15 protein-coding genes are annotated in these 21,091 nt (G+C 76.3%); 8 read left to right on the top strand and 7 right to left on the bottom strand.

Translation table 11 applies throughout. The features are described from left to right. Window positions 1–9: 9 nt before the first annotated feature. From BXA05_RS16585 to BXA05_RS16610, 6 genes are all read right to left on the bottom strand, one after another. Window positions 10–813 (bottom strand): PspA/IM30 family protein, encoded by an 804-nt coding sequence (locus tag BXA05_RS16585; protein WP_051028097.1) that lies wholly within the window; start codon window positions 811–813, stop codon window positions 10–12. Between the two features lie 88 nt (window positions 814–901). Further along, entirely contained in the window at window positions 902–2,947 is a 2,046-nt protein-coding gene (locus BXA05_RS16590; protein WP_083711976.1) for a TPM domain-containing protein, read from the bottom strand. Between the two features lie 155 nt (window positions 2,948–3,102). After that, entirely contained in the window at window positions 3,103–4,782 is a 1,680-nt protein-coding gene (locus BXA05_RS16595) for a DNA repair helicase XPB (RefSeq protein WP_076406186.1), read from the bottom strand. Between the two features lie 119 nt (window positions 4,783–4,901). Continuing rightward, on the bottom strand, window positions 4,902–7,337 hold the full coding sequence (locus tag BXA05_RS16600; protein WP_076406188.1) for a helicase-associated domain-containing protein: 2,436 nt from the start codon (window positions 7,335–7,337) through the stop codon (window positions 4,902–4,904). Between the two features lie 115 nt (window positions 7,338–7,452). Beyond that, on the bottom strand, window positions 7,453–8,238 hold the full coding sequence (locus BXA05_RS16605) for a hypothetical protein (protein ID WP_143311185.1): 786 nt from the start codon (window positions 8,236–8,238) through the stop codon (window positions 7,453–7,455). A 343-nt stretch (window positions 8,239–8,581) separates the two neighbouring features. Continuing rightward, window positions 8,582–9,520, bottom strand: coding sequence for an NAD-dependent epimerase/dehydratase family protein (locus tag BXA05_RS16610; RefSeq protein WP_076406192.1), 939 nt, complete (start codon window positions 9,518–9,520; stop codon window positions 8,582–8,584). A gap of 119 nt (window positions 9,521–9,639) precedes the next feature. Here BXA05_RS16610 and BXA05_RS16615 point away from each other — a divergent pair, with 119 nt between their 5' ends. The 4 genes from BXA05_RS16615 (at window position 9,640) to BXA05_RS16630 (ending at window position 15,148) form a co-directional block, all read left to right on the top strand. Next, complete coding sequence (locus BXA05_RS16615) at window positions 9,640–10,368, top strand: TetR/AcrR family transcriptional regulator (protein WP_076406194.1); 729 nt, start codon at window positions 9,640–9,642, stop codon at window positions 10,366–10,368. 132 nt (window positions 10,369–10,500) lie between these two features. Then, window positions 10,501–10,884: a cold-shock protein gene (locus tag BXA05_RS16620; protein ID WP_034651071.1), complete on the top strand. Its 384-nt coding sequence runs from the start codon at window positions 10,501–10,503 to the stop codon at window positions 10,882–10,884. Between the two features lie 2 nt (window positions 10,885–10,886). Beyond that, window positions 10,887–11,993, top strand: coding sequence for a DUF3027 domain-containing protein (locus BXA05_RS16625; protein WP_076406196.1), 1,107 nt, complete (start codon window positions 10,887–10,889; stop codon window positions 11,991–11,993). Then, entirely contained in the window at window positions 11,990–15,148 is a 3,159-nt protein-coding gene (locus tag BXA05_RS16630) for a sacsin N-terminal ATP-binding-like domain-containing protein (RefSeq protein ID WP_076406198.1), read from the top strand. Before BXA05_RS16625 ends, BXA05_RS16630 begins: the two co-directional genes overlap by 4 nt. Here BXA05_RS16630 and BXA05_RS16635 read toward each other — a convergent pair. Next, entirely contained in the window at window positions 15,124–15,387 is a 264-nt protein-coding gene (locus BXA05_RS16635) for a DUF2530 domain-containing protein (RefSeq protein WP_083711977.1), read from the bottom strand. The two genes, BXA05_RS16630 and BXA05_RS16635, sit on opposite strands and share 25 nt — an antisense overlap. 447 nt (window positions 15,388–15,834) lie before the next feature. Between BXA05_RS16635 and BXA05_RS16640 the strand changes: the two genes are divergently transcribed. The 4 genes from BXA05_RS16640 to manA all read left to right on the top strand — a co-directional run bounded on the left by BXA05_RS16640 (window position 15,835) and on the right by manA (window position 21,038). Then, window positions 15,835–17,349: a sugar transferase gene (locus BXA05_RS16640; protein ID WP_076406200.1), complete on the top strand. Its 1,515-nt coding sequence runs from the start codon at window positions 15,835–15,837 to the stop codon at window positions 17,347–17,349. Window positions 17,350–17,389: 40 nt separating this feature from the next. Then, window positions 17,390–18,118, top strand: a complete 729-nt coding sequence (locus BXA05_RS16645; protein WP_076406202.1) for a hypothetical protein — start codon at window positions 17,390–17,392, stop codon at window positions 18,116–18,118. 85 nt (window positions 18,119–18,203) lie between these two features. Next, the gene (locus tag BXA05_RS16650; RefSeq protein ID WP_021483129.1) at window positions 18,204–19,679 is read left to right on the top strand and encodes an NCS2 family permease; all 1,476 of its coding nucleotides are present in this window, start codon (window positions 18,204–18,206) and stop codon (window positions 19,677–19,679) included. A gap of 9 nt (window positions 19,680–19,688) precedes the next feature. After that, window positions 19,689–21,038, top strand: a complete 1,350-nt coding sequence (gene manA / locus BXA05_RS16655) for a mannose-6-phosphate isomerase, class I (RefSeq protein WP_083711978.1) — start codon at window positions 19,689–19,691, stop codon at window positions 21,036–21,038. Window positions 21,039–21,091 lie beyond the last annotated feature (53 nt).

Consider the following 21,091-nt stretch of genomic DNA (forward strand, 5'->3'; position numbering starts at 1 on the left):
GGACCGAGGTCACCAGTCGGTCGAGGGGGCGTCCTGGGTGGTCGTCCCGGAACCGATCGCGGGCGTGACCTGGGTGGGCGACACCTGCGCGGCGGGGGCGGAGCCCTGCTTGAGCGCGGCGAGGCGGGCCTCGATCTCGACGGCCTCGCCCGACGTCTCGAGCTCGGCGAACTGGGCGTCGATGCTCGACGCGGCGACCTCCGCCTGGCCGAGCGCCTGCGCCTCCTCGCGGCGGACGATCTCCTCGTAGCGGGAGAGCTCGCTCGTCGGGTCGAGCACGTTGATCGAGCTGAGCGCGCCCTGCACGGTCTGCTGCGCCTGCGCGCTCTTCTGCCGCGCCACGAGCGAGTCGCGCTTCGACTTCAGCTGACCGAGCTTGTCCTTCATCATCGCGAGGCCGGACTTGAGCTTCTCGACCGACTCGCGCTGCGACGCGATGAGCGGCTCGGCCTGGCGGACCTCGCTCTCGGCGGCGATCTGCTTGCCGAGCGCGATCTTCGCGAGGTTGTCGAACTTGTCGGCGTTCGCGGCGTCGCCCTGCTGGCGGTACCGGTCGGCCTGCGCCGACGCGGCCGCGGCCTTCTGGCCCCACTCCTGGACGGCGGCGACGTCCTCGTTGTAGTCCTGCTCGGCGAGCCGCAGGTTGCCGATGGTCTGCGCGACGGCCTGCTCCGCCTCGGCGATGTTGTTCGTGTAGTCGCGCACGAGCTGGTCCAGCATCTTCTGCGGGTCCTCGGCGCTGTCCAGGAGCGCGTTGATGTTCGCGCGGGCGAGCTGCGCGATCCGTCCGAAGATGCTCTGCTTCTCCGCCATGGTCGTCCCTCTCTGGTGAGCCGTCTGGTGCTGGTCGTGTCCGTCGTGCCGTCGTCCCGTGGTGCGGGGCGTCAGGTGCCGCCCGTGCTCAGAAGCGTCCGCCGCGGCCGGAGCGTCCGCCCGACGACCGTCCGCCCGACCGTCCGCCGGAGCGTCCGCCGCCGAACCCGCCACCCCCGTAGCCGCCGCCGAAGCTGCCGCCGCCGAACCCGCCGGAGCGTCCGCCGCCGCCCCCGCCGCGGAGGATGGAGTCGAGGAGGATCCCGCCGAGGACCATGCCCCCGACGTTGCTGCCGCCACCCCCGCCGAACCCGCCACCCTGGGACGACTGCCAGCTCGACGCGTCCTGCTGCGCGCGCTGGGCCGCGGACTGCGCCTGCGCGTCGGCCTGCTGCGCGCGCTGGAGCGCGGCGACCGGGTCGGTCGGCTGGAGCGCGCGCGCCTCGCCGAGCAGCCGGATCGCCTCCGCGAGCCGGGTCCGCGCCTCCGGGCCGACGGCGCCGCGCCGCGTCTCGATGAAGTCGTTCGTCGCGCGGACCTGCGAGTCGACGCGCGCGAGGGTCTCGCGCAGCAGCGCGTTCGCGCGCGCCGCCTGCTCGGCACGCTCGCGGAACGGGGCGAGGACGGCGTCGAGCGCCGCCTCCGCGTCCGTGAGGCGACGGAGCGCGGCGAGCGGGTCGCCGCCGTCGCGCGCGGCCCCGGCGACCGCCACGGCGGCCTGCGCCTCCGCGAGCGCCGGCGCGACCGCGGGGTCCCCGGGGGCGAGCCGCCCCGCGTCCGCGATGTCGGACGTGATCGACGCGACGCCCCGGTCCAGGCGCGGACCGGACTCGGCGAGGTCGGTCCCCGCGCGGTCGACGGCGTCGAGCAGCGTCACCGCCTGCCCGACGGCGTTCTGCGCGGCCCGGGCGAGCGCGACGGCCGTCGCCCGGTCCTTGGAGGCGAGCGCCTCCCGGCCGCGCGCCACCGACTCGCGCGCGCCCGCGAGGAGCGCCTGCGCCTGCTCGGGGTTCTGCGCGACGGACGCCAGCGCCGTCGACGGGTACGTGCGCCCGAGCGCCTCGAGCGTCGCGCGCGCGGGCTCGACGCGGGCGAGCACCTCGGTCGCGCGCTGGTCGGTCTCGTCGAGCACCTGCGGCGCGCGGGCCTGCAGGTCGCGCAGCTCGTCGAACGTGCGGGACTGGGCGTCGAGCGAGTCCGCGACCTCGTCGCACAGGGCGACGATGCGCGCCATCATCTGCCGCGCCTGGGGCTCCGCCTCGGGCTGGTCGTCGTCGAGCCGCTGGCGCAGCGCGAACGCCTCCGCGACCCGCTGCTTGCCCTCGGCGAGGGCGGCGGAGAACTGCTGCGTCGCCTCGATCCCGAACTGCGCCTGCGCGAAGCCGAGCTCCTGCTCGGACGTCTTCACGGCGTCGTCGATCGCCACGAGGGCCGCGCTCGCGCGGCGGTCCAGCTCGGCCGTGGGCAGCGCCGCGAGCGGGTCGCCCGCCGGCCCGACGGCGGTCGCGGCCCGGCGGCGTCGTCCCGCCGCGCGGGCGACCACCACGACCACGATCACGAGCACGCCGCCGACGAGCAGGACCCAGAACCACGACACGCCGCCCGAGCCCTGGCTCGCACCCCGCGCCACCTCGGCCGCCGCGATGGCCGCACCCGCCCAGTCGTCGGCGCGCAGCTCGTCCTCCACGGCGGACGTGATCCGGTCCAGCTCGGCGTCCGACAGCGGGACGTTGTTGTCGTACGACAGCCCGTACCGCCGGTCCTGCGTCCCGACGGCCAGCAGCAGGTCGTCGACCCCCAGCCCCGACTGGTTCGCCGTCGCGTTCGCCCAGTCGACGCCGTCCATGCCGTCGAGGTCGTCCACGTACACGACGAAGAGCTGCAGGTCCGTGTCCTGGGCCAGGCGGTCGAGCGCCGCGCGCACGTCGTCCGTGCGGTCCCCGAGGACGCCGGACGGGTCGGTGATCTCGTCCGTCACGTCCATCGGCGGGACGGCGTGCGCGAGGCCCGCCGGGGCGACGAGGGCGACGCACGTCAGCAGCCCGACGAGCGTCGAGACGACGAGGGCGAGGAACGCGCGGGCGCCGCGGCCCCCGGCCGCGCGGGGGTGCCAGGGACGATCGGCCGTGCTCACGGCCCGATCCTTTCCCAGCCGCCCAGGACCCGCAATCGGTGCCGCGGGACCCTGTGTCACTGCACGACGCCCAGGTCCTTCGTGTTCTTGGTCGGCCCCGGGCGTCGTCCGTGCCGGGCGGGTGTCGCGCTCCTACGTCGCGGGACCCCCACCCGTCACTGCACGACGCCCAGGTCCTCCGCGTCGACGATGCGATAGGCGTACCCCTGCTCCGCCAGGAACCGCTGGCGGTGCGCCGCGAAGTCCTGGTCCACCGTGTCGCGCGCGACGACGGCGTAGAAGTGCGCGGTGCGGCCGTCGGCCTTGGGGCGCATGACGCGGCCGAGGCGCTGGGCCTCCTCCTGGCGCGACCCGAACGACCCGGAGACCTGGATCGCGACGGACGCCTCGGGCAGGTCGATGGAGAAGTTCGCGACCTTCGACACGACGAGCCGCGAGATCTCGCCCGTGCGGAAGGCGTCGAACAGGCGCTGGCGCTCGCGGACCGTCGTCGCGCCCGTGATGAGCGGCGCGTCGAGGTGCTGCGACAGCTCCTCGAGCTGGTCGAGGTACTGGCCGATCACGAGCACCTGGTCGTCCGGGTGCTGCGCGACGATCTGCTCCACGACCCGGTTCTTGCCGGTGGCGGTCGCGGCGAGCCGGTACTTGTCCTCGGGCTCGGCGACGGCGTACGTCATGCGGTCGGACTCCGGCAGCGTGAGCCGCACCTCGACGCAGTCCGCGGGTGCGATGTACCCCTGCGCCTCGATGTCCTTCCACGGGGCGTCGTACCGCTTGGGCCCGATGAGCGAGAACACCTCGTCCTCCCGGCCGTCCTCGCGCACGAGCGTCGCGGTGAGCCCGAGGCGGCGGCGCGCCTGCAGGTCCGCCGTCATGCGGAAGATCGGCGCGGGCAGCAGGTGCACCTCGTCGTACACGACGAGGCCCCAGTCGCGCGCGTCGAGCAGCTCGAGGTGCGTGTACACGCCCTTCCGCTTGGTCGTCAGCACCTGGTAGGTCGCGATCGTGACGGGCTTGATCTCCTTGCGCGCGCCGGAGTACTCGCCGATCTCGTCCTCGGTGAGCGTCGTGCGCCGTACGAGCTCGTCGCGCCACTGGCGCGCGCTCACGGTGTTCGTCACGAGGATGAGCGTCGTCGTCCCGGACTTCGCCATCGCGCCCGCGCCCACGATCGTCTTGCCGGCGCCGCACGGCAGCACGACGACGCCGCTCCCGCCGTGCCAGAACCCGTCCACCGCCTGCGCCTGGTACGGGCGCATCTCCCACGGCTTCGGCTCCTCGCCCTCGGCGCGCGGCGGCGTCGTCGGGCTGAGCGCGATGGCGTGCTTCTCGCCGTCGACGTACCCCGCGAGGTCCTCGGCAGGCCAGCCGAGCTTCACGAGGACCTGCTTGAGGTGGCCGCGCTCGGACGGGTGCACGACGACGGTCGTGTCGTCGATCCGGTCGCCCACCAGCCCGGCGGTGCGCTTGGACTTGAGCACCTCGGCGAGGACGGCGCGGTCCGTCGCCTCGAGCACGAGCCCGTGCGTGGGATGCTGCGCGAGCGTGAGCCGCCCGTACCGCGACATGGTCTCCGCGACGTCGATGAGCAGCGCGTGCGGCACCGGGTAGCGCGAGTACTCGATGAGCGTGTTGACGACCTGCTCGGCGTCGTGCCCGGCCGCGCGCGCGTTCCACAGGCCGAGCGGCGTGAGCCGGTACGTGTGGACGTGCTCCGGGGCGCGCTCGAGCTCGGCGAACGGCGCGATGGCCCGCCGCGCGTCGTCGGCACGGGGGTGGTCGACCTCGAGCAGGAGCGACTTGTCGCTCTGGACGATGAGAGGTCCGTCGGTCATGCGTTCTCCTTGCCGTGGGTGGCCGAGGGTCGTGCGGTCCGGGCGGTCGCCGGGCGGGCCGGTGGTGGTCCGGGGTCGGTCGGGTGACGGTCCGGGGGTAGTGCGGGGGCGGGGCGGGGTCAGTCCGGGGTCACGGACGCGATGCGGTGGACCGCGACCGTGAGCTCGGCGTCGCGTGCCGGGTCCTGCGCGCGCAGCCGTCCGGCGTCGAGCGTGAGGGGCCGCACGCGGCGGCGGTCCTGCGCGCCCGTCGACCCGACGACCTCGAGCCACACCATGGCGCCGTCCGCGATCGCCTCGCGCAGCAGCCCCAACGCCGCCACCGGGTCGCTTGTTCCCTCGGGGCCGTCGTCCCCGCGTCCCGCCCGGCCCGACGACGTCCCCCCGCCCCGGCGCGACCGGTCGCCCTCGGCGCGTGCTCCGCCGGCCGCGCGGGCCTGGGCCTGCTCCGCCCAGCGCGTGTCCGCGGCGCGGAGCCGGGCGACGAGGTCGGCGAACCGCTTCTCGCCACGCCCGGCCTCGTCCCGCGCCTCGTCGACGCGGGCCCCGGAGCCCGGGACGACGCCGGTCCGGGCGCGGCTCCCGCGCCGCCCGACGACCGTCCCGGCCCGTCCCCGCCGGGCCGGGCCCGCGGCGTCGGGCAGGTCGCGACGGCCCGCACGGTCCGCGACGAGCACGCGCCCGTCCGGGCCCTCCACGACCGACGGCACGCCGCGAGCCCGCAGCGCGTCCTGCAGCTCCCCGGCCGGTGCGCCGGACGCGAGCACGGTCGGCGCGAGCAGCACCAGGCCGAGGCCGCGCAGCGCCGGGTCCTCCGCGATGCCCGCGAGGAGCACCGGGTCCTCGGCGCGCACGTACGACGACGCCGTCCCGACCCGCACGCGCCCGTGACGTCGCGCGGTGTCGCGCACCAGGTACTCCAGCGGCTGGGGCACGGGAGTCCGGGAGTGCGACGCGAGCTCGGCGAGCAGCTCGTCGGCCGTCGCGCCCCGGTCGAGCGCGCGCAGCACCGACTCCGGCGTGAAGCGGACCGTGGTCGCGGCGCCGCGGGACTCGACGTCGGCCGCGACCTCCACGAGGCGCTCGAGCGTGCGCGACGGCCGGCCCGGCACGATGCCGGTGAGGTCGCCCTGGAGCAGGAGGTCGTCCACCTCGGGCGGGAGCACGGCCTCGAACGCGGCGCCCAGGTCCACGGGCTCCGACGACGGCGCGGGGTCGTCGCCCGCGACGAGCGCCCGGCCCGGGGGAGCGAGCGCGCCCGCGCCCGTCACGCCGAGCAGCGCGGCCTCGCGCAGCAGCCCCGCGACGGCCTGCTCCGGCGGCACCGCGCGCGGCGTGCGCCAGCGCAGGACCGCGACGACGTCCACCGGGCCGAGCGGCCGGTCGGGCGCGAGGGCGAGCACGTCGAGGACCGAGCGACGCAGCCGCGGGACCCAGGGCCGCCACAGCTCGGGGTCGAGCGCGGCGCGCAGGGCGCCCCGCTCGTCACGGCTCCCGACGAGCCACGGCGTGCGGCGCGACCGCCACCACCCGCGCGCGAGCGCGGCCCAGCGGTCGCCCAGGTCGTCGTCGAGCCAGTCCTCGGCCGTCGGGGTCGAGGCGAACGTGGGCGGGTCGTCGCCGTCGTCGGCCACGAGGCCCGCCGCCGCCGCGACCTCGACGACCGCGGCCGCCGTCGCGTCGTCGACCTCGAGGGCGAGGGCCGCGCGGCGCAGGTCGCGCACCCCGAGCCCGCCCGCGCGCAGGACGCCGGGCGGGTGCTCGGTCCAGTGCGTCACGAGGCGCGCGACGAGGCGCACCGCCTCCAGCCCGGCGCTCGCGGACTCGGCCTCGACCGTCGCCGCGGGGAGCTCGCGCGCGTCGGGCACGGGCGGCGCCGTGCGCACGTCGCGGTGGGTGCGCCCGCCGCGCAGCGCGAGCCCGACCTCGCGCGGCAGGACGACGTGCCGCTCGTCGGTCGCGCGCAGGTAGCCGCGCTCGACCAGCCAGGCCGTCGCCCGGCGTGCCGACGCGTCGGAGCGGGGCGCGACGCCCACGGGCGGCCCCCACGCGAGCGCGTCGAGGATGGCGCGCGCGCCCGGGGGCGCGTCGTCGGGCAGGACCGCGGACGGCGCCGGGGCGTCGCCGGAGACCGGGCCCAGGCCTGCGGGGTGCGGGCCGAGCACCTCGGCCGTCCCGGGCGCCGGGCGGAACCTGGCCGAGCGCGTGCCGGGCGACCACACGAGCGCGAGCTCGTCGAGGCGCGCGAGCGCCGCGGTGACCGACGCGCGGTCCACCCCCGTCGCGCGCGCGACCGCGGACGCCGTCGCGGGCGTGCCCACGGAGTCGAGCACGAGCACCGACTCGAGCACGTGCAGCGTCAGCTCGTCGAGCCCGGCGAGCGCGCGCTCGAGGCTCGTGCGGTTCATCGCGCGCGCGGCGAGCGAGAGCAGCGTCGAGGGGGAGGGCGTGGCGAGGTCGGGACGCCCCGCGAGCAGGGCGACCAGCGCGTCGTCGTCGCGCTGGCGCAGCGACTCGCTGTACGTCGGAGCCCGCTCGGGCCGGGAGGTGGCCATCCGTCCGATGCTACGCGCCAGCCGGGTGGGACGAGATCGGCGCTCGCGTGCGAGAACGGCAGTCGGGACTGCCGACGCCGACCGGACCCGCCGATCTCGTCCCCGGTTGCCGACCTCACCGCGGCGGGAGGAACGGATCGGCGCGCAGGCCACGGACGACGTCGGGCGGGACGTGCCGCAGCACCCGCGTCACGACGTCCTCCGGACGGTCCCGGGAGGTGACGCGGAGGAGGCGGTGCCCCGTGCGCTCGATCGCCTCCTGCCGCAGCTTCTCCCGGACCAGCACACGGCCCGGGTCCGCACGCGGCGCCAGGCCCGCGGGGCCGGTGCGGTACTTCACGAGGCCGTCGAACTCCAGCAGCAGGCGCCACCGCGTCCAGCCGAGGTCGACCCGGACCGCGCCGACCTCGGTGCGGAGCGCCACCTGCGTCTCCGGCCGGGGCAGCCCGGTCCGCAGCAGGACGTACCGGAGCCAGGTCTCGCGGGCCGACTCGGCGCCCGGGTCCGCGAGCGCGAGCACGTGACGAGACCGGCGCGACCCACGACCCCGTGGCCGGCGGTCGAGGACGGCCGTGACGTCCGACCGTCGGACGCCCCGGGCGAGGGCCGCGTCGACGACGACGAGCCCGTCGAGGGCGGGCATGGTGCTCAGGCAGTCGGCGACGGTGCGGACCAGCGAGGTCGTGGTGACGCCGAGGACCGTCGTGCGGTCGTGGGCGCCGACCTCGCCCACGTGCCGCGTGATGTCCCGTGCCGCGGAACCCGAGCGGCGGTAGGACTGGACCACGTGGGTGGTCGCCGGGAGCTCCCACAGGGGCAGGTCGTGCAGGAGCGCCGCGGACGCGTGGCTCACGACCGGGTCGGCACGGAGGCTCCGGGCGACGGCACGTGCGCGGTCCACCGCGAGTCCTCGCGCGGCCGTGGCCGGAGCCGAGTCCGGCGGGAGCGCGTCGCGGTAGGCGCCGCGCCGCACGCGTTCCCACTCGCCGTGGGTCACACGTCGCCGGGCCTCTTCCGGGAGGTGCTCGCGCGCGAGGTGCAGCGGGAGCGCAGCTTCTCGTCTCGACATGGGGCGTGATCGTGCCGCTCCTGGCCGGGTCGCGGTGCGGTGGTCGGCGGATCTGTGGACGACGGGCCGACCTGACGCGCCGAGATCGGCAGGTCCGGTCGACATCGGTAGTCGCGACTGCCGAGCTCGCAGCAGAGCGCCGACCTCGGCGAGAGGTGCCGATCTCGCGCTGTGGTCAGCCGCGGGCGGTCCGGCGGCAGACCTCGTCCCAGGGCGTGGGCTCGATGCCGAAGCGGTCGCGGGACGCGGTGTCGTCGAGGACGTAGGGGCGCTCCCACTGGTAGGCGAGGTCGCGCAGCTCGCGCAGCAGCGGCGAGAACAGCCCGGCGGCGGCGAGCCCGGGGCCGCGCAGCGAGCGCACCCGGACCGGGGGGCGCCCGACGCTCGCGAGGACGTCGGTCAGCGCCTCGCGCTGGGTGCGCGGCGGGTTGCTCGGGGTGTGCCACGTGCGGCCGAGGGCGCCCGGGTCCGCGGCCGCCGCGACGAGCGTGCGCGCCGCGTCCTGCACGTCGGTGAAGGAGTGGGGCAGGTCGGTGCGGCCGATCATCGTGACGGCCCGGCCGCGCAGCGCGGCGGGGACGACGCGCGACACGTGGCCGTTGGTGCCCACCCCGGGCCCGACGAAGTCGGAGCTGCGCACCTCGACGACCCGCGCGCGGCCGGCGCGGTGCGCGGCGAGGGCGTCGGCCCACAGCCGGGCCCGCAGGACGCCCTTGTGGTCGGTCGCGGCGTCCGGCAGGTCCTCGGCCATCGGTCCGTCGACCGGCCCGTAGGGGTAGAGGTTGCCCGTGATCGCGTAGACCGCGCCCGTCCGCTCCGCCGTGGTGAGCAGCGCGGCGGCGAGCGGCGGCCAGACCTTCTCCCACTGCGTGTAGTCGCCGGGGTTGGCGCAGTTGTAGAGCACGGCGGCGCCGTCCGCGGCACGGCTGAGCGCGTCGGCGTCGGACGCGTCGAGCGCGAGGTGCGTGACGCCGTCGAGCCCGGTGTCGCGTCCGCTGCGGGTGACGACGGTGACGTGCGACCCGCGGGCCGCGAGCTCGGCGGCCACGTGGCGGCCGACGGGGCCGGCGCCGACGACGACGTGCCGGTCGTCGGAGGACGAGGTGCTGGACATGAGGGCTCCTTTCCGAGAGCAGTGCTCTCGTTTCAGGAGCAGCCTGGCACGCGCCGCGCCAAGAAACAAGAGCGCTGCTCTCGTTGGTGGGCGGCGCTCTCGTCTGCGACCCTGACGGCATGACGGCACCTCGGACGGCACGCGCCCTGGCGCGCGAGACCCTCACGCGCGAGATCCTCGGCGCCGCCCGCGCGCGGCTCATGGCCGACGGGCCCGCCGCGCTCTCGCTGCGGGCCGTCGCGCGAGACGTCGGCATGGTGTCGTCCGCCGTCTACCGCTACTTCCCGAGCCGGGACGCGCTGCTCACCGCGCTCCTCGTCGAGTGCTACGACGAGCTCGGGGCCGCCGTCGAGGCCGCGGAGGCCGCCGTCGCGCGCGACGACCTGCCCGGCCGCTGGCTCGCCGCGTGCCGCGCGCTGCGCACCTGGTGCGTCGCGCGGCCCGGGGAGTTCGGGCTGCTCTACGGCACCCCCGTGCCGGGGTACGCGGCGCCGCAGGACACGGTCGAGCCCGCGACGCGCGTCGTGCGGACCTTGGTCCGGGTCGTCGCCGACTCCTGGGCGGACGGCGAGGGCCCGGCGCCCGCACCGCCGTTGGGCGGGGACGCGGACGCGCTCGTCGCCCCCGCCGTCGCGTACGTGAGCGCCCGCGGGCTCACGACGCCCGACGCCCCGCCCGAGGCCGTCGTGCGCACGCTCATGGCGTGGACGACCCTGTTCGGCACGGTGTCGTTCGAGCTGTTCGGCCACCTCCACCGCACGGTCGCCGACTACACCGACTGGTTCGACGCCGTCGCGCTGCGGGTCGGGGCGGACGCCGGGGTGGTCCCGCGGTCGGCCCCGCGCTGACCGGGACGACGGCGGGGACTCGGCCGGTCGTCCGGGCTCGCCCTGGGCTCGCCCGCGGTATGGATGCGGCTTTGCCGCCGCGTGGCCGGTAACCTGGGGGTTCTGGTTCCTACGAGCACGAACGAGGTCCACGTGCCCACCGGCAAGGTCAAGTGGTTCGACACCGAACGCGGGTTCGGCTTCATCGCCAACGACGACGGCGGCGAGGTCTTCCTGCACGCCTCCGCGCTGCCCGCGGACGCCCCCGCGCCCAAGCCGGGCGCTCGCGTCGACTTCGGCGTCGCCGACGGGCGCCGTGGCCCGCAGGCGCTCGCCGTCACGTTCCTCGACCCGGCGCCCTCGGTCGTCAAGGCGAAGCGTCGCTCGGCGGACGAGATGGCGGTCATCGTGGAGGACCTCATCAAGGAGCTCGACGGGATCGGCAACGGCTTGCGCCGTGGCCGCTACCCGGAGAAGGGCAAGGCCACCAAGGTCGCCGCGGTCCTGCGCGCGGTCGCGGACGAGATCGAGGCCTGACGATGTCCGCCGTGGCAGCCGCAGAGGAGCGCGTCCGAGGAGTCTCCGCACGCGCGGCGCGGGACGCCGTGCTCACGGGCGCGGTCGAGCTCGCGCGCGCCGCGGCGCAGGAGGTGGCCGAGAGCCCGGAGGACGTGGGCGAGCACCTCGGGACGGTCGCCGAGGCGGACCGGCTCATCTCCCACCGGTTCGCGTGCACGATGCGCGGCTACCGCGGCTGGCACTGGACAGTCACGCTCGCGCGCGTCCCGCGCGGCCGGACGGCCACCGTGTGCGAGGTCGAGCTCCTGCCCGGTGACGGTGCGCTGCTCGCGCCGTCGTGGCTCCCGTGGTCCGAGCGCCTGCGCCCGGGCGACGTCGGCCCGGGCGACGTGCTGCCCTTCCGCGCCGACGACCCGCGCCTCGAGCCCGGCTACGTGCCCACGGGCGACGAGGAGCAGGACGCCGTCGCGATCGAGGAGCTCGCGCTCGCGCGTGCCCGCGTGCTGTCGCCGCAGGGCCGCGACGAGGCCGCGGAGCGCTGGTACCGCGGGTCGCGCGGCCCGACGACGCGCGGCGCCGTCGCCGCCGCGGCCGACTGCGGGTCGTGCGGCTTCCTCGTGCCGCTCCAGGGCAGCCTCGGCCAGGTCTTCGGCGTGTGCGCGAACGAGTGGTCGCCCGACGACGGCAAGGTCGTGAGCCTCGACCACGGCTGCGGCGCGCACTCGGAGACGGACGTCGAGCCGCAGCGCAGCGAGTGGCCGGACCCGGACCCGCTCGTCGACGAGCTGCACGTCGAGATCGTCACGCTCCTCGAGTCCGCGGTCGCCCGGAAGGAGGCGGCCCGGGACGGGGCCGCGCCGACGGACACTGCCGCGGACGAGACGGTTCCGGCGGCGCAGGACGAGCCGACGCCGGTGGCCGACGCCCCGACGCCCGTCGACACCGCGCCGGAGGACTCCGCGGCCGTGGCCGTCGAGCCGGACGCCGCGCCGGACGAGGCGGAGACCGCCCCGGTCCCCGACGCCGTGCCGGACGACGCGGAGACCGCCCCTGACCTCGACGCTACGCCGGACGAGACCGCGCCGGGCGCCGCCGTCGACGCCGCGCCGGACGAGCCGCGGGAGTGACGCAGGACGTCTTCGGGACGGCCGCGCTGCGTCGTGCGGTCCTGGAGGCGTGGCGGTCCTCGCCGACGCGCCTGCGCGAGGACGCGAACACGGAGGAGGACCACGCCCACGGGTCGTACCGGGGGCGGGTCGTCGTCGAGCTCGCGCAGAACGCCGCCGACGCCGCCGTCCGCGCAGGTGTCCCCGGCCGCCTCCGGCTGAGCCTGCACGCGCCGTCCGACCCCGACGGGCGCTGGGTGCTGCGCGCGGCCAACACGGGCGAGCCCCTCGACGCGGCGGGTGTCGCGTCGCTCGTCGCGATGCGGGCCTCGGCCACGGGTCGGGGCGCGGGCGCAGCCGATGGCCCGCGCACGGTGGGGCGCTTCGGGGTCGGCTTCGCGGCAGTCCGCTCGGTCGCGGACCGCGTGCGCGTCGGCGCGGGAGACCACGCCGTCGAGCTCTCGCTCGACCGCACGCGCGTCGCGCTCGACGACGTCGTGGCGGACCGCCCGGACCTCGCCGCCGAGGTCGCGCGGCGCGGCGACCGGCTCCCGGTGCTGCGCCTCCCGTTCCCGGCGCATGTCGAGGTGCCGGCGGGGTACGACACGGTGGTCGAGGTCGAGCTGCGCGACGACGCGGCGCTCGACGCCGTGCGGGCCGAGCTCGCGGACCTCGGCGACCCGCTGCTGCTCGCCCTGCCCGCGCTCACGGAGGTCGTCGTGGCGGGCGACGGCGTCGCGGAGCGCCGCGTCGCGGACGTCGACGAGCGCTGGACGGTGCTGCGGCGCGAGGGGACGCTCGGCCCCGCGCTCCTCGCGGACCGTCCCGTCGAGGAGCGCGGCGCGGACCGCTGGTCGGTGACCTGGGCCCTGCCCCACGACGCAGCGGCGCCGACCGTGCTGCACGCCCCCACCCCGACGGACGAGCGGCTCACGTTCCCGGCCCTGCTCCTCGCGACGTTCCCGCTCGACCCCGCGCGCCGGCACGTCCCGCGCGGGGCCGTGACGGATCACGTCGCGCACGAGGCGGGTCGCGCGTTCGCGGCGCTCCTCGGGTCGCTCGCGGCCGACCGCGGTGCCGACGTGCTCGCGCTCGTCCCGACCGGGCTGCCGGCGAGCGCGGTCGACGCGGGGGTCCGCACGGCGGCGACGGCGGCCCTGGCCCGCACGCCGCTCCTCCCGCTCGACGTGCCCCCCGACCAGCCCGGCCTCTCGCTCGACGAGACCTGGGAAGGCCGGTCGATCCTCGCGGACCGTGACGAGCACGGTGCGCCGCAGCGGGCCGAGCGGCGGCTCCTCGCGCCCGCCGAGGCGCGCGTCCTCGCCGGGGACGTGGGCGACGCGCGCGTGCGCGTCGAGCTCGGGGCGGCGCACCTCGTGGACGTGCCGGGCCCGCTGCGCGCGGTCGCGCGGTCGCTCGGGGCGCAGGTCGTGGACCTAGCCGACGTCGTGGACGACCTCCCGCTCGTCGCCGACCCCGAGCGCTGGCGGGCGCTGTACGACGCGCTCGCGCCGCACGCGGGGGACCGGTCGGTGCTCGAGGCGCTGGGCGCGCTCCCGGTTCCGCTCCTCGATGGGCAGGTCGTGCGCGGGGCGCGCGGCCTCCTGCTCCTCGACGACGGTACGGACGACGGCATGGACGGCGGGACGCTCGACGCGCGGGACGCCGCCGACCTCGGTCTCCGCGTCGTCGACCCGCGGGCTGCGCACCCGCTGCTCGAGCGGCTGGGCGCGCGCGCGACGGACCTGCGCGCGGTGCTCGCCGACGGCGCGGTGCGCGAGCGCGTGCTGGCCGCCGCCGACGCCGCGGAGGCGGACGACGACCCCGCCCCGGAGGTCGAGCGGCTGCTCGCGCTGGTCGCCACCGCGCTCCGCGACGTCCGGGACCCGGCCGGCGACGTGCTGCCGTTCTGGTGGGGCGAGCTCCCGGTCCCGACGACGGACGGCGGCTGGTCGCCCGCGCGCGGCTGCGCCCTGCCGGGCACCTGGGCGGCGGACGCGCTCGACGGGCTCGACGTCGTCGACCCGGAGGTCGTCGCGCGCTGGGGCGAGCCGGCGCTGCGCGCGGTGGGCGCGGCGGCGGGGCCGACCGTGCTGCGGGTGCGCGACGTCCTCACGCCCGCGTCGGACGACGACGAGCCCGACCTGGACCCGCACGCGCCGGAGGGCTGGCTCTCCGACTGGGCCGGGTACCTCGAGCACCTCGCGGCGACGCTCGGCCCCGAGGCGTACGTGGGGGACGTGCTCGCCGTCGCGGACCTGGACGCGGTGGCCGACGGCGCGTGGCCCGACGTGCTCGCCCGGCTCGCGGGCGACCCCGCGGCGCGGGAGGCGCTGCTGACGCCCGTGCGCGCGGAGGGCGGGCGCGCGGCGTCGGCCCGGTCGTACACGGCGTGGTGGCTGCGCGAGGAGCTCGGCGGCCCCTTCGCGCTCGACGGCGGCCCCGCCTCTGCGTTCCTGCGTCCGGCACCGCCGGAGGTGGCGGGGCTCGACGACGCCTCGCTCGCCGCCGTCGGGGGCGTGCACGACCTCGCCGAGCTCGACCCGGAGGAGTGGGCCGACCTGCTGGACGGGCTGCCGCGCGTCGGGTCACCGGTCGACGCCGCGGCCGCGTTGGCACTGTGGCGCGCCCTGGAGACGCTGGCGGAGAGCGGCGTGCGGCTCGACCCGGCCCCCGCGCGGGTACCCGCGCTGCACGGCGGGACGGTCGTCGTCGCGGCGGCCGACGACGTCGCGGTGGCCGCGGACCCGATGTGGGTCCCGCTGCGCCCGCTCGTGCCCGCCGGACGGGACCTGGTCGACGACCTCGCGGACCTGCTCGACGTCGCGACGGTCGCCGGTACCGCTCCGGCGCCGGACGCCGCCGGGCGTCGCGAGGACGTCCCGGCCGAGGTAGTGGCCGTCGTCGGTGCGCCCCTGCCACGCACCTGGGAACGGCACGACGACCTCCGCGTCGGCGGGGTCGCGGTCCCGTGGTGGGTCGAGGGTCGTGGGGGAGCGGACGTCGTCGTGCACGCGACCGGTCCGGCGGGGCTCGCGGCGGCGCTCGCCGTCGTCGCGGGGCGCTACCGCGCGCGGCACGTGCTCGAGGAGGTGCTCCGCGACCCGCGCGGGGCGCAGGGCGCGGTGGCGCGGACGGCCTGGGACGACCCTCAGTCGTCGGCGGACGCGCGGTAGCGCGTCCGGTTCCGACGCTCCCAGCCGAGCCCGAGCGCGCCGAGCGCGAGCCCGACGGCGCACGTCGCGACCGCGCGGGGCGCGAGCGTCCCGGTGGCGAGGAGGACGGCGCACACGACGAGCGCGACCGTCCAGAGCGCCATGCCGGCGAGGATGACGACGCGCAGGTCGACCCGCCAGGACGCCGGGTCGGGGCGCCGGCGTTCGGGGTGGAGGAGCAGGGTCACGACCGAGGGCACCCGAGCATCGTAGCGACGCGCCGGTTTTTTCACCCCCACGGCGCGTCACTGGCGTGACCTGCGTCTCTTCTCCTCTGGTGTGAGCACACGTCCGGAGCACCCGCAACCGCGCGCTACGATGCAAGCGGCCCACCACGCTCTCCCGCTCGTGGTCGCCCGTCCAGCTCGAACCGCCCCGGTCTGTGGGTGGGAACTCCCTCACGCCTTCTCCGTACGCTGCGTCGCGTGCTGCGGAACGCCAGACCTGGACACCTGTCCAGTGAATTCCTCCGCGATATGCAGTCGACGTGAGAACCGCAGGATCCTGCGGCCTGGGACCTTCCGGACAGCAGTCGTCCGGAACGCCTTCTCACCCGGGTGAAAGCCCTCGTCAACCCTCGTTATCGCACTTTCTCGAACCTAGGATGAGTCGCCATGCAGGGTGTGGAGCCGACCGGAGGTGGACGCATGTCCCACAGCGTCACCGACGACACGAGACGAGGTCTGCGCACCTTTCTCACCGCGTCGCCCGCGGCACGCATCCGCGCCGCTCGGGCCGCGTTCGCCGCGCAGGGCTGGGAGGTCGCCTACCGCCGTCGGCTGCTCGTCACCGACACGGTGGTGATCGTCGTGGCCGTGCTGGTCGCCTACTTCCTGCGCTGGGACGCCGTGATCGACGAGCCCGTGAGCCGGGCCCGCGTCCCCTACGTGGTGCTGTCCGTGCTCGTGGGCGTCGCCTGGTCCGTGTCCCTCGTGGCCAGCCGGACGCGCGACCCCCGCGTCATGGGCAGCGGGCCCACCGAGTACCACCGCGTGTTCGACGCGTCGTGGCGCCTCTTCGCGGTGCTCGCCGTCCTCGCCTTCCTGCTCCGCTTCCCGGAGACCCGGGGCTACCTCGCGTTCGCGTTCCCCCTCGGCCTCGGCGGCCTGCTCGTTGGCCGATACGCGTGGCGCCAGTGGCTCCACCGTCAGCGCGCCCACGGCGGCATGCGGTCGGCGGTGCTCGCGATCGGGCACCGTGACCAGGCCGAGCGTCTCATCCGTGACCTCAACTCCCGCGACGAGTCGGGCTACCGCGTCGTCGGCGTGTGCGTCCCGTCGGGCGGGTTCGGGGCGGGCGAGGAGATCCACGGCGTCCCGGTGCTCGGCGAGCTCCGGCACGCGGGCGAGGTCGCGACCCGGGTGGGCGCGGACGTCGTCGCGGTCTCCGGCTCGGACGCCATCACGGCCGAGGTCGTGCGCCGCCTGGGCTGGGAGCTCGAGCCGTTCGGCGTCGACCTCATGCTCACGGCGGAGCTCGCGGACGTCGCCGGCCCCCGCATCACCATCACGCCTGCCGAGAGCGTCGCGCTCCTGCACGTGGACGCGCCCCGCTTCACGGGGCCCAAGTTCGCCGTGAAGTCGGTCGTGGACTGGACGGGCGCGGCCCTCATCACGCTCGTCGCGCTGCCCGTGCTCGTCGCGGTCGCGCTCGCGGTCCGGCTCACGAGCCGCGGTCCCGTCCTCTATCGCCAGGAGCGCGTCGGGCGCAACGGTCGCACGTTCTCGATGTTCAAGTTCCGCTCGATGCGCGTGGGCGCCGACCGCGAGGTCGAGCAGCTCGAGGAGCAGAACGACGGCTCCGGCCTCCTGTTCAAGATGCGCGACGACCCGCGCGTGACGCCCGTCGGCCGGGTGCTGCGCCGCTACTCGCTCGACGAGCTGCCGCAGCTCTTCAACGTCCTGCGCGGCGACATGAGCCTCGTCGGCCCGCGGCCCCCGCTGCCGCGCGAGGTGCAGAAGTACGAGAAGAAGGTCCGCCGTCGGCTCCTGGTCAAGCCCGGTCTCACGGGCCTGTGGCAGGTCGGCGGCCGGTCGGACCTGTCGTGGGAGGAGAGCGTCCGTCTCGACGTGTACTACGTGGAGAACTGGACGATGTTCGGCGACTTCCTCATCCTCGCGCGCACGGCGCGCGCGGTGTTCTCCGGCTCCGGGGCCTACTGAGGCCCGCCGGGGTGTCGGGGCGGGCAGGAGGAGGTGCGTCGTGCGGGTCTCGGTCTCGGGAGGCGGTCGCCGCGGCGTCCTGCACGCGGCCTGCCTCGCCGCCGCCGGGCACGAGGTCGTGCTTCTCGACCCGGACCCGCGCGCGCTCGCCGCGCTCCGCTCCGCGTCGAGGACCGCTGAGCCGCGGCTGCCCCGGCTCCTCGCGCTCGGCCTCGTGAGCGGGCGCCTGCGCCCGACGACCGACCGCACGGCCGTCGCCGGTGCGCGCGTGCACCTGCTCTGCGTCGGCGCCGGGGCCACGCCCGGCGCCGGCGGCGCGGCGCGCGTCGCGACGCTGCGGGACGCGCTCGACGGCCTCGCCCCGCACCTCGGCCCGGGCGACCTCGTCGTCGGGCGGGCCCGCGTCCCCGCGGGCACCGCCGAGCTGCTCGCCGCGTGCCTCGCCGCGGACGGCGTCCCGGCCACGGTCGCCTGGGTGCCCGACGAGCACCGGCCGGGCCACGCCGTCGTCGACCTCCTGCATCCGGCCCGGGTGGTGCACGGCGTCCCCGCGGGCCCCGCCGGGGAGCGGGCGAACGCGATCCTCGACGTGCTCCACGCGGTGCAGCTCGCCTCGGGCGCGCCGCGCAGCGTCACCGACCTCGCGACGGCCGAGTCCCTCGGGCACGGTCACGGCGTGCCCCGCGCGCACGACGGGGCAGCCCCCGGGCCGGCGGACGTGGTGTCGAGCACACCCCGGACGGCGCTCGACGCCGTCGGCGCGGCCTGACGTGCACGGACGGCCCGGGCGGGCGATGCCCGACCGTGTCCGGCGCGTTACCGCGCGGTCACACGGTTCTGGCAGCATTCTCCCCATGTCCACCCCCACCTCCGTCCGTGAGGACGAGCACGCCCCCGCGCCTGCGCGCGGCGCGATCGACCGCTTCTTCAAGATCACCGAGCGTGGCTCGACGATCGGCACCGAGATCCGCGGCGGTCTCGTGACGTTCTTCGCGATGGCCTACATCATCGTGCTGAACCCGCTGATCATCGGGACCGTCCAGGACGGCACGGGCCAGTTCCTCGGCGGGGGCGCCGAGCCGGATTTCGGCAAGATCGCCGCGGCCACCGCGCTCGTCGCGGGCGTCATGACGCTCGCCATGGGCGTCTTCGCGAACTTCCCGCTCGGGCTCGCGGCCGGTCTCGGCCTCAACGCCGTCGTCGCGTACTCGATCGCGTCGCTGCCCGGGGTCACGTGGGCGGACGCGATGGGCCTCGTCGTCATCGAGGGCCTCATCATCCTCGTGCTCGTGCTCACCGGGTTCCGCGAGGCCGTCTTCCGGGCCGTGCCGCTCGAGCTGAAGACCGCCATCAGCGTCGGCATCGGTCTGTTCATCGCGCTCATCGGCCTCGTCAACGCGGGCTTCGTCACCGCGGGCAGCGGCACGCTCCTCGCGCTCGGCAACCTCGGCACGTGGCCGATCCTCGTGTTCGTCGTGGGCCTCGTGCTGACGATCGTGCTCTGGGTGCGCAAGGTCAAGGGCGCGCTGCTCGTCGCGATCCTCACGGCGACCGTGCTCGCCGTCGTGCTGGAGAACACGCTCCACATCGGCGCGAAGGCCCCCGACGGCTCGAACCCGGACGGCTTCAACCTCAACGCGCCCACGTTCGACGGCGTCGTGCAGGTCCCGGACTTCGGCCTCCTCGGCCAGTTCTCCCTCCTGGGCTCGTTCCAGAACATCGCGACCGTCACCGTGATCCTGCTGGTGTTCTCGCTCCTGCTCGCCGACTTCTTCGACTCGATGGGCACGATGGTCGCCGTCGGCGCCGAGGCGCGCCTCAACGACGCCGAGGGCGTCCCGCCGCGCTCGCGCGCGATCCTCGTCGTCGACTCGATCGCCGCGGCGGCCGGTGGTGCCGGGTCCGTGTCGTCGAACACGAGCTTCGTCGAGTCGACGACGGGCGCCGGCGAGGGCGCCCGCACGGGCCTCGCGTCGGTCGTCACGGGTGTCGCGTTCCTGCTCGCGACGTTCCTGTCGCCGCTCGTCGCCCTCGTCCCGTACGAGGCCGCGGCGCCCGCGCTCGTCTTCGTCGGGTTCCTCATGATGACGCAGATCGCGGGCATCTCCTGGAAGAACGTCGAGATCGGCATCCCCGCCTTCCTCACGATCATCGTCATGCCGTTCACCTACTCGATCGCGGACGGCATCGGGGCGGGCTTCCTCGCCTTCGTGCTCATCAAGCTCGCGCTCGGCAAGGTCCGGGCGATCCACCCGCTGATGTGGGTCGCGGCGGCGATGTTCGTCGTCTACTTCCTCCTCGGCCCCATCCGGGACGCCCTGGGCCTCTAGGCTCGGCCCATGACGAGCGCGGCGGACGAGCGGTCGGGGGAGGCGTCGGTGGACGACGCCCTCCCCGGCGCTCGTCCGTCGTCGTTCTACCGGCTGGAGAACACCGTCCAGCGGTACGACTGGGGCTCGACGTCGGCGATCCAGGACCTCCTGGGGGTGGTACCGGACGGTCGTCCGGCGGCCGAGCTGTGGATGGGGGCGCACCCGCTCGCGCCGTCGCGCGTCGTGCCCGACGGCGGCGCCCGCCCGGGCGGGACGTCGCACTCGGGCGCGGAGACGGCGTCGGGCACGACGCTCGCGGACCTGGTGCGCGCGGACCCGGTGGGGGTGCTGGGCCAGCGCGTCCTCGACCAGTACGGGCCCCGGCTGCCGTACCTCCTCAAAGTGCTCGCCGCCGATCGCGCCCTCTCGCTGCAGGTGCACCCGCGCCCGCACCTCGCGCGCGCCGGGTTCAACCGCGAGAACCGGGAGGGCGTCGCGCGCGACTCGCCGCTGCGCAGCTTCCACGACGACCAGCACAAGCCCGAGATGGTCGTGGCGGTCTCCCGCTTCGAGGGCCTCTCCGGGTTCCGCCGGCCCGCGCGCATCCTCGAGCTGCTCGACGGGCTCGACGGCGCGCTCGCCGGACGGATGCGCGACACCCTGCGCGCCCGCCCCACCGAGGCGGGCGTCCGGGAGGCGTTCACCCTCGCGCTCCACGCCCGCGCGGAGCCCGACGTCGCGGCCGACCTCGCGCTGACCGTCGCGTCCGTCCGTGCCCGGGCCGGGCGCGAGCCGGCGGTGCCCGCGCCGGGGGGCAGGCGCACGTCGCGCCGTGCCGACGCGACCGTCCTCGCGCTCGCGGAGCAGCACCCGGGCGACCCGGGCGCCGTCGTGTCCCTCATGCTCAACCGCGTCACCCTGGAGCCCGGCGAGTCGATGTTCGTCCCGTCGGGGCACGTGCACGCGTACCTGTCCGGGTGCGCCGTCGAGATCATGGCGAGCTCCGACAACGTGCTGCGGGCCGGGCTGACGAGCAAGCTCGTCGATGTCGACGCCCTGCTCGAGTGCGCCACGTGCACGCCCGGTCCGGCCGCGCGACCGCGGCTGGTCGACGACGGCACCGGCCTCGTCGCCTACCGCCCGCCCGTCGCGGAGTTCGCGCTCCGGGCCGGCCGGGTCGCGGGCGCGGTGCCTCTGCCCGCCGCCGGTCCGCGCGTCGTGCTGTGCCTCGACGGCGCGGTGACGCTCGCGGCCGACCGCGCGGACGCCGGGGCCGGGACGCGGCTCGTCCGGGGGGAGTCCGTGTTCGTCCCGCACGGCACGGGGGCCGTCGTCGTGGACGGCGAGGGTGACGTCGTCGTCGCCTACGTGCCCTGACCCGACCGCCGAGCAGACCGCCCTCGCGTCCTCGCCGCAGGGCCGACCGGCAC

Origin of the sequence: Cellulosimicrobium funkei, assembly GCF_900155925.1 — a bacterium.
Taxonomy (GTDB): domain Bacteria; phylum Actinomycetota; class Actinomycetes; order Actinomycetales; family Cellulomonadaceae; genus Cellulosimicrobium; species Cellulosimicrobium funkei.

What these genes read in the sequence shown, in the direction of transcription:
- manA (WP_083711978.1), top strand. Translation starts at nt 19,689, where the DNA reads ATGACGAGCGCGGCGGACGAGCGGTCGGGGGAGGCGTCGGTGGACGAC.
- BXA05_RS16650 (WP_021483129.1), top strand. Translation starts at nt 18,204, where the DNA reads ATGTCCACCCCCACCTCCGTCCGTGAGGACGAGCACGCCCCCGCGCCT.
- BXA05_RS16640 (WP_076406200.1), top strand. Translation starts at nt 15,835, where the DNA reads ATGTCCCACAGCGTCACCGACGACACGAGACGAGGTCTGCGCACCTTT.
- BXA05_RS16610 (WP_076406192.1), bottom strand. Translation starts at nt 9,520, where the DNA reads ATGTCCAGCACCTCGTCCTCCGACGACCGGCACGTCGTCGTCGGCGCC.
- BXA05_RS16595 (WP_076406186.1), bottom strand. Translation starts at nt 4,782, where the DNA reads ATGACCGACGGACCTCTCATCGTCCAGAGCGACAAGTCGCTCCTGCTC.
- BXA05_RS16585 (WP_051028097.1), bottom strand. Translation starts at nt 813, where the DNA reads ATGGCGGAGAAGCAGAGCATCTTCGGACGGATCGCGCAGCTCGCCCGC.
- BXA05_RS16625 (WP_076406196.1), top strand. Translation starts at nt 10,887, where the DNA reads ATGTCCGCCGTGGCAGCCGCAGAGGAGCGCGTCCGAGGAGTCTCCGCA.
- BXA05_RS16600 (WP_076406188.1), bottom strand. Translation starts at nt 7,337, where the DNA reads ATGGCCACCTCCCGGCCCGAGCGGGCTCCGACGTACAGCGAGTCGCTG.
- BXA05_RS16615 (WP_076406194.1), top strand. Translation starts at nt 9,640, where the DNA reads ATGACGGCACCTCGGACGGCACGCGCCCTGGCGCGCGAGACCCTCACG.